General features: G+C 73.0%; 11 protein-coding genes. 7 read left to right on the top strand and 4 right to left on the bottom strand.

What is annotated here, in order from left to right; genetic code table 11:
• Positions 1 to 71 precede the first annotated feature (71 nt).
• From ACFYVJ_RS32925 to ACFYVJ_RS32915, 3 genes are all read left to right on the top strand, one after another.
• Complete coding sequence (locus ACFYVJ_RS32925) at positions 72 to 1,655, top strand: FMN-binding glutamate synthase family protein (RefSeq protein WP_388899550.1); 1,584 nt, start codon at positions 72 to 74, stop codon at positions 1,653 to 1,655.
• A gap of 61 nt (positions 1,656 to 1,716) precedes the next feature.
• Complete coding sequence (locus ACFYVJ_RS32920) at positions 1,717 to 2,430, top strand: HAD family hydrolase (protein WP_388899547.1); 714 nt, start codon at positions 1,717 to 1,719, stop codon at positions 2,428 to 2,430.
• 219 nt (positions 2,431 to 2,649) lie between these two features.
• Positions 2,650 to 2,796: a hypothetical protein gene (locus tag ACFYVJ_RS32915; protein ID WP_164492587.1), complete on the top strand. Its 147-nt coding sequence runs from the start codon at positions 2,650 to 2,652 to the stop codon at positions 2,794 to 2,796.
• Positions 2,797 to 2,905: 109 nt separating this feature from the next.
• On the opposite strand, the gene ACFYVJ_RS32910 is transcribed toward ACFYVJ_RS32915, so the two are convergent.
• Positions 2,906 to 4,468, bottom strand: a complete 1,563-nt coding sequence (locus tag ACFYVJ_RS32910) for a purple acid phosphatase family protein (RefSeq protein ID WP_388899544.1) — start codon at positions 4,466 to 4,468, stop codon at positions 2,906 to 2,908.
• A gap of 131 nt (positions 4,469 to 4,599) precedes the next feature.
• Here ACFYVJ_RS32910 and ACFYVJ_RS32905 point away from each other — a divergent pair, with 131 nt between their 5' ends.
• Positions 4,600 to 5,640, top strand: coding sequence for a 3-isopropylmalate dehydrogenase (locus ACFYVJ_RS32905; RefSeq protein ID WP_388899541.1), 1,041 nt, complete (start codon positions 4,600 to 4,602; stop codon positions 5,638 to 5,640).
• Positions 5,641 to 5,911: 271 nt separating this feature from the next.
• Positions 5,912 to 7,021 (top strand): branched-chain amino acid aminotransferase, encoded by a 1,110-nt coding sequence (locus ACFYVJ_RS32900; RefSeq protein ID WP_388899538.1) that lies wholly within the window; start codon positions 5,912 to 5,914, stop codon positions 7,019 to 7,021.
• A 169-nt stretch (positions 7,022 to 7,190) separates the two neighbouring features.
• On the opposite strand, the gene ACFYVJ_RS32895 is transcribed toward ACFYVJ_RS32900, so the two are convergent.
• Positions 7,191 to 8,267, bottom strand: a complete 1,077-nt coding sequence (locus ACFYVJ_RS32895; protein WP_388899535.1) for a S1 family peptidase — start codon at positions 8,265 to 8,267, stop codon at positions 7,191 to 7,193.
• A gap of 384 nt (positions 8,268 to 8,651) precedes the next feature.
• Here ACFYVJ_RS32895 and cimA point away from each other — a divergent pair, with 384 nt between their 5' ends.
• A complete protein-coding gene (gene cimA, locus ACFYVJ_RS32890) occupies positions 8,652 to 10,280 on the top strand; it encodes a citramalate synthase (RefSeq protein WP_388899532.1) in 1,629 nt (542 codons plus the stop codon).
• Here cimA and ACFYVJ_RS32885 read toward each other — a convergent pair.
• Both ACFYVJ_RS32885 and ACFYVJ_RS32880 read right to left on the bottom strand, forming a co-directional pair.
• The gene (locus ACFYVJ_RS32885) at positions 10,201 to 11,817 is read right to left on the bottom strand and encodes an MFS transporter (RefSeq protein ID WP_388899529.1); all 1,617 of its coding nucleotides are present in this window, start codon (positions 11,815 to 11,817) and stop codon (positions 10,201 to 10,203) included. The genes cimA and ACFYVJ_RS32885 overlap by 80 nt on opposite strands.
• A 101-nt stretch (positions 11,818 to 11,918) precedes the next feature.
• Complete coding sequence (locus tag ACFYVJ_RS32880; RefSeq protein ID WP_388899527.1) at positions 11,919 to 12,419, bottom strand: MarR family winged helix-turn-helix transcriptional regulator; 501 nt, start codon at positions 12,417 to 12,419, stop codon at positions 11,919 to 11,921.
• Positions 12,420 to 12,634: 215 nt separating this feature from the next.
• Between ACFYVJ_RS32880 and ACFYVJ_RS32875 the strand changes: the two genes are divergently transcribed.
• Positions 12,635 to 13,080 (top strand): carboxyl transferase domain-containing protein (locus ACFYVJ_RS32875; RefSeq protein WP_388899524.1); only part of this gene is annotated, 446 nt, incomplete at its 3' end.

Below are 13,080 nucleotides of genomic sequence, written 5' to 3'. Positions count from 1 at the left end.
CGGTCGCCTCCCCCGTCGGCCGGGGGCGGTCCCATGCGCGCGGCCCGGGGCTGTGGTCGTATGGATCACGTATGAAGAGGATGAGCTTCTTCGCCGCCGTCGTCGTGGCCGCCATCGGGTGCACCCTCGCCGCGACGCTGGTGTCGGGTGCGTGGTGGCCGGCCGCGGGCGTGCTGCTGGCGCTCACCGGGCTCGGTGTGTGGGACGTGCTCCAGCGCCGCCACTCCGTGCTGCGGAACTACCCGCTGGTGGGCCATCTGCGCTTCCTGCTGGAAAAGCTCCGCCCCGAGCTCCAGCAGTACTTCATCGAGCGGAACTTCGACGGCCGCCCCTTCGACCGCAACGTGCGCAGCATCGTCTACCAGCGCGCCAAGGGCACCGACGCCGAGGAGCCCTTCGGCACGGAGCGCGACGTGGAGGCCCCCGGCTACCAGTTCCTCGTGCACTCCATGGCCCCGGTGCGGATGCCCACGACCCCGCCGCGGGTCCGCGTCGGCGGACCCGACTGCACCAGGCCGTACGACATGGCGCTGCTGAACGTCTCCGCGATGAGCTTCGGCGCGATCTCCTCCCACGCCGTCCTCGCGCTCAACGGCGGCGCCGCCCGCGGCGGCTTCGCGCACGACACCGGCGAGGGCGGCATCTCCGAGTTCCACCTGCGGCCCGGCGGTGACCTGGTGTGGGAGATCGGCACCGCCTACTTCGGCTGCCGTACCGCCGACGGCGGCTTCGACGCCCGGCAGTTCGCCGACAAGGCCGCCGACGACCGGGTCAAGTGCGTGTCCCTGAAGCTGTCCCAGGGCGCCAAGCCCGGCATCGGCGGGCTGCTGCCCGGCGCCAAGGTCGACGCCAGGATCGCCCGCACCCGGGGCGTGCCGCAGGGCGAGACCGTGGTCTCGCCGCCGTACCACCAGGTCTTCTCCACCCCGCGCGAGCTGGTGCGGTTCGTCGCCCGGATGCGGGAGCTGGCCGGCGGCAAGCCGGCCGGGATCAAGCTGTGCGTCGGCTCGCGGGTGCAGTTGCTCGCGGTCTGCAAGGCGATGCTCGCCGAGGGCACCGCGCCGGACTTCATCCTGGTCGACGGCTCGGAGGGCGGTACGGGGGCGGGCCCGCTGGAGTTCGCCGACAACATCGGCGCCCCGCTCACCCAGGGTCTTGCGGCCGTGCACGGCGCCCTCATCGGCACCGGGCTGCGGGACCGTATCCGCATCGGCGCCGCGGGCAAGGTCGCCACCGGCTCCGACATCGTCAAGCGGCTCATCCAGGGCGCGGACTACACGAACTCGGCCCGCGCGATGATGTTCGCCCTCGGCTGCCTGCAGACCCAGCGCTGCCACACCAACACCTGCCCGGTCGGCGTGACCACGCAGGACCCGCGGCGGGTGCAGTCGCTGGACGTCGCCGACAAGACGGTGCGCGTCGAGCGCTTCCAGCGCGCCACCGTGCAGAGCGCCCTGGAGATCATGTCGGCGATGGGCGTGGACGACCCGGCCCAACTGCGCCGGCACCAACTGCGCGTCCGCATCGAGCCCCGCGCCGTCAGGCGCGACGACCGGCCGCTGCCGCCGCCGGCGCCGGGCCAGCTCCTGGCCGAGCCGCCGCGGGCCTGGGCCGCGGACTGGCTGGCGGCCGACCCGGACCGCTTCACCGTCTGAAGGACGCCCGCGCGCGCTCTCCCGGCAGCCGCCGGCGCCCTCCCCGCGTTACCGTCGTGACATGCGGATACTCGCCGTGGTCTGGGACATCGACGACACGATCTTCGACCACTCAGGCGCCGAGCGGCGCGCCGCGCTCGAGTACCTGACCGCGCGCGGGCTGCTGGGCCGGTACCCCTCGCCCGAGGCCGCCGCGGATCACTGGCACGCGGTCTCCGAGGAGTACGTGGACCGCTACCTCGCCGGGGAGTTCACCTTCCTGGCCCAGCGCCGCGAGCGGGCCCGGGTGCTCGCCGGCCGGCCGCTGACCGACGCCGAGGCCGACGTGTGGATGGCCGGCTACCTGACCGCGTACCGGCGGCACTGGCGGGTCTTCCCCGACGTCGTACCGGCGCTCGACGGCCTCACCCCGGCCCGCAGGCACGGCCTGCTGTCCAACAACAGCGCCCCGCACCAGGAGGAGAAGCTCCGCGCCATCGGCGTGCACGACCGGTTCGAGGCGCTGGTGTGCTCCGAGGAACTCGGCATCGCCAAGCCCGCCGCCGGCGCCTTCCACGCCGCCTGCGCCGCCCTCGGACTGCCGCCGGAGCGCGTCGCGTACGTCGGCGACCGGCCCGACACCGACGCGGCGGGCGCGGACGCGGCGGGGCTCACGGGGATCTGGCTGGACCGCCCGGGCGCGGCCGCGCGGGCGGCCGGGAGCGCGGCCCCGGCCGTGCGCCGCATCACCTCGCCCGGCCAGCTCGGGCCGCTCCTCGGCACCCTGGACCCGTAACGATCACCGCAGGTCAGCGGCGGTGCCGTCTCAGATAGTAGGAAGCCCGAGTATATGGCGAGACAAGAACGCTTTGACGTCCTACTTTTGTAGGAGCCGAACGCTCGCCGAACAGCGACGGTGGTCGAGGTCTGGCGCCTCACGCAGGTCACCCCTGCGGCGCCGCTCCCGCCCCAGCGGCGTCCCCACGTCTTCCCAGCGCCCCAGAGGAGCTGCCCCATGGCTGCCACCACCACGGTCCGCCGCGCCCGCCACTCCGCCCGCACCGCGCAGAGCCAGGACTCCGCCATCGCCCGGAAGAACGCCGCCGCCGCGCTGCAGCGGGCGTTCGACCGCCGCGACAACGGCGGCGCGACCGGCCACTGAGCCGCCACACCCCCCGCCCCTGCGCCACTCCCGTTGCCCGGTCCGCCACTTCCGCACCGGGCCGTGACGCCACCGCCCACCCGGACCCCGGCCCGCGCACGGCGGCCGCTCAGCGGCCCCGTACCAGCTCGAACCGGTCGATCCGCGTGCCGTCCTCGGCGTACGCGGCGACCCGCAGCGCGGGCGAGGTGCCGGGACGGGACTCCACCGCCAGGAACGAGTAGCCGGTGTAGCGCACCCGCGACCACTCCACGTCCTCCGGCGCCTTCTCGCCGTCGCGCGTCCAGGCGAAGGTGTGCACCACGTCGCGGTCGCGGCGCCGGCCCTCGTAGCTGTCCGGCGCGGTGAAGTCGTAGAGCTTGCGGCCGCCGCCGCCCGCGGTGACGTAGACCGCGCCGTCGCGCGCGGGATCCGCGGAGCCGCCGATCGGCAGCGGGCGGGTCAGGGTCCCGGCGCGCAGCGCGTCGGTGCGCTCGTAGACGTGGTTGTGGCCGTTGATCACCAGATCCACCCGGTGCTTGTCGAAGAGCGGCGCGAAGTGCCCGCGCACCCCGCCGTCCGAGGCGTGCGTGCTGGTGGAGTACGCGCAGTGGTGGAAGAAGACCACGACGAAGTCGACGCCGGGCGCGCCGCGCAGCTCCCCGAGCCGCCGGTCGAGCCAGCGCGCCTGGGCGCCGTCGGTGTAGCCGAGGTTGGCCGGGATCTCGTACGACACGTCGTTGGCGTCCAGCGCCACGACGGCGACGTTGCCGTAGACGAAGGAGTACACGCCGGGCGCCTCGCGCGGGTCGAAGCCGTTGTCCGGCAGCGTCCAGCGGGCGCGCTGGCCGCCGTAGCCGTCGGGGGAGTACCACGCCTCCATGTCGTGGTTGCCCATCGCCGGCATCCACGGGACCCGCGAGGACACCGGGTCGATCTGCCGCATGAAGCGGTCCCAGACCCGGGCGTCGTAGTGGTCGCTCTCCAGGCCGCGCCCGGAGTCCTCGGCGTAGCAGATGTCCCCGGCGTGCAGATGGAAGGCCGGCGGGCCGCCGGGCAGGTCACGGATGCCCCGGGTGATGGCGCGGGCGGCGGATCCCGTGCCCTGGTCGCCGAAGGCGGTGAAGACGAAGCGCCGGGGCCCGGCGGGCGCGGTACGGAACGTCGCGAGGTGCCCGGCGGCGTCGCGGGAGGCCGGGTCGAACTCGTCGTGGCCGAGGCCGTAGACGTAGGCCGTGCCGGGCGCGAGGCCGTCCAGCGAGGCGTGCACGTAGTGCTGCTCCACCGCCGGCAGGCCGCTGAGCGCCGGGGTCTTCAGCGGCCGGATCTCCGCCTCGACGCGCTCGCCGAGGTCGCCGTCCACGGTGCCGAAGCGCACGTACGGCCGGCGCACCGGCAGCGGGAGCTGCCAGCCCACCCGCATCTGGCTGCGCGGGTCGGCGCCGAACGCCAGATGCCGGCCGAACGCCGCCGCACCGGTGGGCGCGGCGCTGACGGATTCCGCCGAGGAGTCGTCCGTACGCCCGGGAGTGCCGCCGGCGCCGCACCCGGCGAGCAGCAGGCCGCCGGCCAGCCCGCCGGCGCCGGTGACGACGCGGCGCCGGGAGAGGGCGCGGCGCAGGTACTCGTGCTGTTCGGCCATGCTCATGCTGCGGGCGAGCCGCGGGGGGATGCCGAAGCCGGGGGTCTCCATAAGCCCGAGCATTCCCCCTCGTCGCCGACTCACCGGAGAACCGCGGCCGTCGGCGTGGTGAACGCCCGCGGTATGTCCACATCCCGGACGGCGGTGTCATCCCGCAAGACGTAGCGCGTAGGCTCCCCCACATGTCTCGCAGCATTCGTCTCGCGTCCATTCCCGGCGACGGCATCGGCCCCGAGGTCGTGGCCCAGGGCCTGAAAGTGCTCTCCGCCGTCCTGCCGCAGGACGTGAAGCTGGAGACCGAGAGCTACGATCTGGGCGCCCGGCGCTGGCACGCCACCGGCGAGACCCTGCCGGACGCGGAGCTGGCGGCCCTCAAGGACTACGACGCGATCCTGCTCGGCGCCATCGGCGACCCCTCGGTGCCGTCCGGCGTGCTGGAGCGCGGGCTGCTGCTGAAGCTGCGCTTCGCCTTCGACCACTACGTGAACCTGCGCCCGTCGAAGCTCTTCCCGGGCACCGAGACCCCGCTCGCCGGCCGCCCCGCCATCGACTTCGTCGTCGTCCGCGAGGGCACCGAGGGCCCGTACACCGGCAACGGCGGCAGCCTGCGCACCGGCACCCCGGCCGAGGTCGCCACCGAGGTCAGCGTCAACACCGCGTACGGCGTGGAGCGCGTGGTCCGGGACGCGTTCGAGCGCGCCCAGGCCCGCCCGCGCCGGAAGCTGACGCTCGTGCACAAGAACAACGTGCTCGTCTACGCCGGCCACCTGTGGAAGAACACCTTCGACCGGGTCGGCGCCGAGTACCCCGACGTCAGCACGGACTACCTGCACGTCGACGCCGCGACGATCTTCCTCACCACCCAGCCCGAGCGGTTCGACGTGATCGTCACCGACAACCTCTTCGGCGACATCCTCACCGACCTCGCCGCCGCCATCAGCGGTGGCATCGGCCTCGCCGCCTCCGGGAACATCAACCCGGCCGGCGCCTTCCCGTCGATGTTCGAGCCGGTCCACGGCTCCGCGCCGGACATCGCCGGCACCGGCAAGGCCGACCCGACGGCCACGGTGCTGTCGGTCGCCCTGCTGCTGCGCCACCTCGGGTACGCCGCGCAGGCCGCCTGTGTCGAGGAGGCCGTCGAGGCCGACCTCGCCGCGCGGGGCACCGCGGCCCGCAGCACGGACGAGATCGGCGACGCGCTCGCCGCCCGAGTATCCGGCTGACCGCCGGGACCACACACGCTCGCCGCGGCCGGCCCGGCCGGTCAGGTTTCTCCTTACGGCCGACCGGCGCTGCCCTCCGGGCGGCGCCGGTGCGACGATGACCCTTCGGGCCGCGTACCACCGCCACGCTTGCCGCTGCACGCGCCCCCGTCATAATCGACAGGGGGCCGCGGCACGGGGTAATGCTCGGACGTCCTAGTACCTTCGGGTGCGAGGACCTCGGTACGGGACGCGGTCCGCCACCCACCGAACGGTGAAGGACACGAATCTCATGACCACGATCGAGCTCAAGCCGTCCGCGCACCCGCTGTCCGACGCGGAGCGCGAGGCGATCCTGACCAACCCCGGCTTCGGCAAGCACTTCACCGACCACATGGTCACGATCAAGTGGACCGAGGGCCGCGGCTGGCACGACGCGCAGCTCCAGCCGTACGCGCCGCTCACCCTCGACCCGGCGACGATGGCGCTGCACTACGGGCAGTCCATCTTCGAGGGGCTGAAGGCGTACCGGCAGCCGGACGGCAGCGTCCGTACATTCCGTCCCGACGCCAACGCGCGCCGCTTCCAGCTCTCCGCGCGCCGGCTGGCGATGCCGGAGCTGCCCGTCGAGACCTTCGTGGCGGCCATCGACGCGCTGGTGCGCCAGGACAAGGCGTGGGTGCCGGGCACCGGCGAGGAGTCGCTCTATCTGCGCCCGTTCATGTTCGCCACCGAGGTCGGCCTCGGCGTGAACTCCCCGGCGCACGAGTACCTGTTCATGGTGCTGGCCTCGCCCGCGGGCGCGTACTTCACGGGCGGCATCAAGCCGGTGTCGGTCTGGCTCACCGAGGAGTACGTGCGCGCCGCGCCCGGCGGCACCGGCGAGGCCAAGTGCGCGGGCAACTATGCGGGCGCGATGGCCGCCACCCTCCAGGCCGTGCAGCAGGGCTGCGACCAGGTGGTCTGGCTGGACGCGGTGGAGCGCCGGTGGATCGAGGAGATGGGCGGGATGAACCTGTACTTCGTGCGGGGCGGCGGGCCCGGCGGGCAGGAAGGGGCGGCGGAGGTGGTCACGCCCGAGCTGACCGGCACGCTGCTTCCGGGCATCACCCGCGACTCGCTGCTGACCATCGCCGCCGACCTCGGCTACCGCACCGGCGAGGTGCGGATCTCCAAGGAGGAGTGGCAGGCCGGCTGCCTGGACGGCACGATCTCGGAGACCTTCGCGTGCGGCACGGCGGCGGTCATCACGCCGGTGGGGCACGCCAAGTCGAGCACGGCGGAGTGGACGGTCGCCGACGGGGCGATGGGGCCGATCACGGCGCGGCTGCGCAAGGCGCTGGTCGACGTGCAGACGGGGCAGGCGCCGGACCCGCACGGGTGGATGCACGAGCTGGGCTGAGGCAGGGGCTCGCCGAAGCGCGGGCCGGGCCGGGCCGGGCCGGGGCACGGTGCTGGCTGACGCCGCGGTACGGGGCCGGCGGCTCCCGTACCGCGGCGCCGGGGGCCGCCGCCGGGCTGCGGCGGCGGCCCCCTTCGTGCCGTGTGGCGCTGCCGGTGCGTCCGGTGCGTCAGTAGACGCTCACGCCGTACGCGCTGAGCGCCTCGGTGACCGGCTGGTGGATGGCGGAGCCGTTGGTGCCGGTGCAGCCCGAGCTGCCGGAGTGGATGCCGTACGCGACGTTGCCCGAGAAGTGGGCGCCGCCGCTGTCGCCGCCGGCGGAGCAGGCGGTGGTGCGGACCATGTTGTAGACGGGTCCTTCGCTGTAGTTGACGGTCACGTTCACCGCGGTCACGGTGCCGCTGGTGACCTGGGTGGTGGAGCCGCTCTTCTGGATGGCCTGGCCGACGACGGCGTTGGCGGCGCTGGAGATGTCCCGGGTGCTGCCGTTGTAGAGGTTCACGGTGCCCGCGGGGGAGGAGCCGTCGGTGTAGCGGACGATGCCGTAGTCGTTGGTCGGGAAGCTGGTGCCCTCGCGGGTGCCGATGGCCGCGCCGCCGCTGGTGGCCGACCAGGAGGCGCCGGCGTTGGTGCAGTGTCCCGCGGTGACGAAGTAGCGGGCGTTGTTCTTGGTCACGTTGAACGCCGCGGAGCAGCGGTAGCCGCCGCCGTAGATCGCGTCGCCGCCGAGGACCTCCTTCTTGAACGCCCCGGGTATCCGCTCCACCCGGGCCGCGCCGTCGAGGCTCTTCGCGACGCGCTTGAGCTTCGCGTACCCGGCGGCCGAGACGGTGGAGTCGGCCTGCACGGCTATCTGGTTGGTGGCCGGATCGACACCCCAGGAGGTGCCGGTGATCTTCGCCCGGTCCTCGAAGGCGCCCATCGCGGAGCGCAGCTCCGCGGCGCTGTGCTCGACCAGCTCGGCGCGGGCGCCGGCGGCACGGGCCTCGGCGGCGGCGGCCTCGTCGGTGACCGTCACGACCAGCTCGCCGGTGCCGGCGTCCAGATACGTGCCGGCGCTGTCGCCGCCGAGGGTGCGGGTGACGTCGGCGTCGAGCGCGAGGGTGGCGGCGTCGGCCTGCACCCCCTGCCCGGGACGGTCGGCCGGCGGGGGCGCCGCGGCGGCCGTGGAGCCGAGGGCGGCGGTGCCGAGGAGGAGAAGGGCGGCGAGGGTGCCGCCCAGACGCGCGGACTTCAGGGGGCTCATGCGGTGGTTCTCCTTTGTGTGAACCATGTGGGGGTTGTGGGAGGTGCCGTACCGACTGGCCGGGGACCAAATTGGCACGCGCATGTCATCCACACAAGACCGCAATTGCGCCCTGACCTCCCCGTACGAAACGTGGGCACTCTGCCCGTATGGTGAGACGGGTCTCCAGGTCGGGCGGAGTGTGTGCCAGACTTCCCGACGTGACCTCGTCTGCCGTCATGATTATTGGCAACAGGCGCGCCGGTCCGCGCTGACCCGTACCGCGATCCGCATGCGGTGCCGGCTCACCGCGTCCCAGACCCGCGCGCAGACCTCTCGCGACCCGCGAGGGGTCTTTTCCGTTTCCGGGACCTGAGAGCACACCATCCCGACAGGAGCACTTCGATGAGCACAGAGCCCGCCGCCCCCGGGGCCCCCGACGACGCGTTCCACGTCTTCGACACCACGCTGCGTGACGGCGCGCAGCGCGAGGGCATCAGCCTGACCGTCGCGGACAAGCTGGCCATCGCCCGGCACCTCGACGACTTCGGCGTGGGCTTCATCGAGGGCGGCTGGCCAGGCGCGGTGCCCCGGGACACGGAGTTCTTCCGCCGCGCCCGCGACGAGGTCGACTTCCGGCACGCGCAGCTCGTCGCCTTCGGCGCCACCCGCAAGGCGGGCGTACGGGTCGAGGACGACCCCCAGGTCCTCGCCCTGCTGGAGTCGAAGGCCCCCGTCGTCACCCTGGTCGCCAAGGCGCACGACCGGCACGTGGAGCTGGCGCTGCGCACCACGCTCGCCGAGAACCTGGCGATGATCCGCGACACGGTCGCGTACCTGCGCGAACACGGCCGCCGGGTCTTCGTGGACTGCGAGCACTTCTTCGACGGCCACCGGGCCAATGCCGCGTACGCGAAGCAGGTCGTCGCCGCCGCGCACGAGGCCGGCGCGGACGTCGTCGTGCTCTGCGACACCAACGGCGGCATGCTCCCCGGCCAGGTGCGCGAGACCGTCGCCGAGGTGCTGGCCGCCACCGGCGCGCGGCTGGGCATGCATGCCCAGGACGACTCCGGCTGCGCCGTGGCCAACACCCTGGCGGCCGTCGACGGCGGCGCCACCCACGTGCAGTGCACCGCCAACGGCTACGGCGAGCGCGTCGGCAACGCCAACCTCTTCCCCGTGGTGGCCGCGCTGGAGCTGAAGTACGACATGCGGGTGCTGCCCGCGGGCAAGCTGGCGGAGATGACCCGGATCTCGCACGCCGTCGCCGAGGTCGTCAACATCGCGCCCGCCACCCACCAGCCGTACGTCGGGGTCTCGGCCTTCGCCCACAAGGCCGGCCTGCACGCCTCCGCGATCAAGGTCGACCCCGACCTCTACCAGCACATCGACCCCGAGCTGGTCGGCAACCGGCTGCGCATGCTGGTCTCCGACATGGCGGGGCGGGCGTCCATCGAGCTGAAGGGCAAGGACCTCGGCCTCGACCTCGGCGACGACCGCGAGCTGCTGAGCCGGGTGGTGGAGCGGGTGAAGGAGAACGAGCACCGCGGGCTGACGTACGAGGCCGCCGACGCCTCCTTCGAGCTGCTGCTCCGCGAGGAGTTGCAGTTGCGCGAGTCCGGGCGGACGCGGCGCTACTTCCGTACCGAGTCCTGGCGGGCCATCGTCGAGGACCGGCCGGACGGCACCCACGCCAACGAGGCCACGGTCAAGCTGTGGGCGAAGGGGGAGCGGGCCGTCGTCACGGCGGAGGGCAAAGGCCCGGTCCATGCGCTGGACCGGGCCCTGCGGGTGGCGCTGGAGCGGATCTACCCCCAGCTCGCCGACTTCGAGCTGATCGACTACAAGGTGCGGATCCTGGAGGGGACCCACGGCACCGCGTCGACGACGCGGGTGCTGATCACCACCGGCGACGGCCGGGGCGAGTGGGACACCGTCGGCGTCGCGGACAACGTCATCGCGGCGTCGTGGCAGGCGCTGGACGATGCGTACGCCTACGGTCTGCTGCGGGCCGGAGTCGTGCCGCAGGAGTAGCACCGGGCGCCGCCGCGGTGCCGGAGCCGGCACCGGCACCCTGCCCGTCCGCGCTCTGCGCGACGGCGCTCCCCGTACCGGGAGCCTCCGCGCCGCCGCCGGGCTGCCGCGGTCCGCCGGCCGTACGCGGCCGCAGCACCGCGACCGTCAGCACCGCCGCCGCGGCGACGAGCACCGCCCCGATGCCGAAGGCGAGCTGGAAGCCGCCCGTCAGCGCCGCGTCCCGGCCCTCCCCGCCCGCGGCCAGCGACTCCGTGCGCCCCGCCGCCAGCGTGGTCAGCACCGCGACGCCCAGCGCGCCGCCCATCTGCTGCCCGGTGTTGAAGAGCCCCGACACCACCCCGGCGTCGTCCTCGCGCGCCCCGGACATGCCCAGCGCCGTCATCGCGGGCAGCACCAGCCCGCCGCCGCTGAGCAGCAGCATCGTCGGCAGCAGGTGGACCGCGTAGCTCACCTCGGCCGGGTCCCGCGGGAGCCGGACGAGCAGCGCAAGACCGGCCGCGAGCAGTACGAGACCGGCCAGCAGCACCGACCGCTCGCCGAACCGCGCCACCAGCCGGGCGGAGACGAGCAGCGAGGTGACGCCGATGGTCAGCGCGGCCGGCAGCATCGCGAGACCGGTCTCGGCGGCTCCGTAGCCCAGCACCTGCTGCATGTAGAGCGCCACGATGATCTGGAAGGCGAAGATTCCCGAGATCACGAGCAGTTGGACGGCGTTGGCGCCGGCCACGGTGCGCGAGCGGAACACGCGCAGCGGCAGCAGCGGCGCGGCGGCGCGGGCCTGGCGGAGCACGAAGCCGGCGAGCAGGGCCGCGGCGAGCGCGGCGGAGCCCAGGGTGCGGCCGGAGCCCCAGCCGTGGCTCTCGGTCTCGACGATGGTGTAGACGCCGAGCATCAGCCCGGAGGTGACCAGCAGCGCCCCGGCGACGTCGGCCCCCGCGGCCAGGCCGATGCCGCGGTCGCCCGGCAGCAGGCGCAGCGCCAGCGCGGCGGTCGCCAGCCCGATGGGCACGTTGATGAAGAAGATCCAGTGCCAGCTCAGCGCGTCGGTGAGCAGACCGCCGAGCACCTGGCCCAGCGAGGCGCCGACCGCGCCGGTGAACGCGAAGGCGCCGATGGCCTTCGCCCGCTCCTTCGCATCGGTGAAGAGCGTGACGATCATGCCGAGCCCGACGGCCGAGGCCAGGGCCCCGCCGACGCCCTGCAGGAAGCGGGCGGCGATCAGCGTCCACGGCTCCGTGGCCAGGCCGCACAGCAGCGAGGCGGCGGTGAAGAGCGCGATGCCGGCGACGAACACCCGCTTGCGGCCGAGCAGGTCGCCGAGGCGGCCGGCGAGGAGGAGCAGACCGCCGAAGGCGATCATGTAGGCGTTGACGGTCCAGGTCAGGTCGGCGGGGGAGAACCCGAGGTCCTGCTGGATGGCGGGCAGCGCGACGGTGACGATGCTGCCGTCGAGGACGATCATCAGCGCGCCGGTGCAGAGGATCGCGAGTGCGAACCAGCGGGATCGGTCCTGCGGTGCGTCGGTGGCGTTCATGCGGTCTCTCCTGATGCGTTGGGCAACAGGAGAGACCGTAGCAGATGGTTTTCTACGGGACTATCTCTTATTCAGTTTTCTTGTACGGACCTTCTCGCCGGCTACCGCCGGGCCTGCCGCGCCCTGCGCACCGGCTGGTCGGACGGGACGGGCTCGGCGAGCGGGCCGGCCATCAGGCCCTCCAGGGCGGCGACGAAGGCGTCCCGCTGCGCGGCAGGCAGGGCGTCGAGCACCTCCTGGTGCACCCGGTCGACGACCTCCTGGCCGCGGGCGGCGACCTCCGCGCCGGCCTCGGTGACGTGGATGATGCGGGCCCTGCGGTCCGTGCTCGACGGCCGCCGCTCGGCGTACCCGGCCTTCTCCAGGCCGTCCACGGTCACGACCATCGTGGTCTTGTCCATGCGCGACAGCTCGGCGAGCTGTCCCTGGGTGCGCTCGGCCCCGAGTGCGTGGACGAGCACGCACTGCTCGCGCTGGAGCAGGCCGACCTCCGTCAGTGCGGCGGACAGCCGGGTGTTGAGCACGTGCGCGGTGTGCATGAGGATGCCGGTGACGTCCGGCACGGTACGTTCGGGCGCGCGGGATACGGGCATGATGGTCATGGCTCCAGGCTAACAAGAAGGTCTGTTACGGAACCTTCTCGCGCATCAACGATCTGTCCAACTGCTTGTCGAAGCCCTACAGCCCTGATCGACGTGTCGTTGGCCGATCTCTGGCCCCGTCACCTGCACATAGTGCCGGGTGCTCATGATTTACCGGCCGACGTTGTAGGGAAATGACATAAGGTTCGATGCCCAAGTACCCGTACCGTCGTTTCATGACCACAGTGGACTACGCCCCCTCCGACGCGGCAGCGACGGCAGGCGCCGTCGAGAACGAGGCCCGGGGGCGGGCGGCCGAACTGCGCCGGATCCGTGCCCAGGCGCAGGCGGGGCCGAGTGAGCGGGCGACTGCCGCGCAGAGGGCGAAGGGGAAGCTCACTGCCCGGGAGCGGATCGATCTGCTGCTGGACGAGGGGTCGTTCAGTGAGGTGGAGCCGTTGCGGCGGCATCGTGCTTCGGGGTTCGGGCTGGAGGCGAAGCGGCCGTATACGGATGGTGTGATCACGGGGTGGGGGACGGTGCATGGGCGGACGGTGTTCGTCTACGCGCATGACTTCCGGATCTTTGGTGGTGCGTTGGGTGAGGCGCATGCGGAGAAGATCCACAAGATCATGGACAGGGCGATCTCGGCGGGTGCTCCGCTGGTGTCGTTGAACGATGG

Source organism: Streptomyces sp. NPDC004134 (genome assembly GCF_042874195.1).
GTDB lineage: Bacteria > Actinomycetota > Actinomycetes > Streptomycetales > Streptomycetaceae > Streptomyces.
This window is presented reverse-complemented; position numbering and strand designations above follow the sequence as displayed.

Bases quoted from the DNA above. Each gene is read 5' to 3' on its own strand.
- cimA (WP_388899532.1), top strand. From the start codon at position 8,652: ATGAGCACAGAGCCCGCCGCCCCCGGGGCCCCCGACGACGCGTTCCAC.
- ACFYVJ_RS32880 (WP_388899527.1), bottom strand. From the start codon at position 12,419: ATGACCATCATGCCCGTATCCCGCGCGCCCGAACGTACCGTGCCGGAC.
- ACFYVJ_RS32925 (WP_388899550.1), top strand. From the start codon at position 72: ATGAAGAGGATGAGCTTCTTCGCCGCCGTCGTCGTGGCCGCCATCGGG.
- ACFYVJ_RS32900 (WP_388899538.1), top strand. From the start codon at position 5,912: ATGACCACGATCGAGCTCAAGCCGTCCGCGCACCCGCTGTCCGACGCG.
- ACFYVJ_RS32885 (WP_388899529.1), bottom strand. From the start codon at position 11,817: ATGAACGCCACCGACGCACCGCAGGACCGATCCCGCTGGTTCGCACTC.
- ACFYVJ_RS32915 (WP_164492587.1), top strand. From the start codon at position 2,650: ATGGCTGCCACCACCACGGTCCGCCGCGCCCGCCACTCCGCCCGCACC.
- ACFYVJ_RS32895 (WP_388899535.1), bottom strand. From the start codon at position 8,267: ATGAGCCCCCTGAAGTCCGCGCGTCTGGGCGGCACCCTCGCCGCCCTT.
- ACFYVJ_RS32920 (WP_388899547.1), top strand. From the start codon at position 1,717: ATGCGGATACTCGCCGTGGTCTGGGACATCGACGACACGATCTTCGAC.
- ACFYVJ_RS32905 (WP_388899541.1), top strand. From the start codon at position 4,600: ATGTCTCGCAGCATTCGTCTCGCGTCCATTCCCGGCGACGGCATCGGC.
- ACFYVJ_RS32910 (WP_388899544.1), bottom strand. From the start codon at position 4,468: ATGGAGACCCCCGGCTTCGGCATCCCCCCGCGGCTCGCCCGCAGCATG.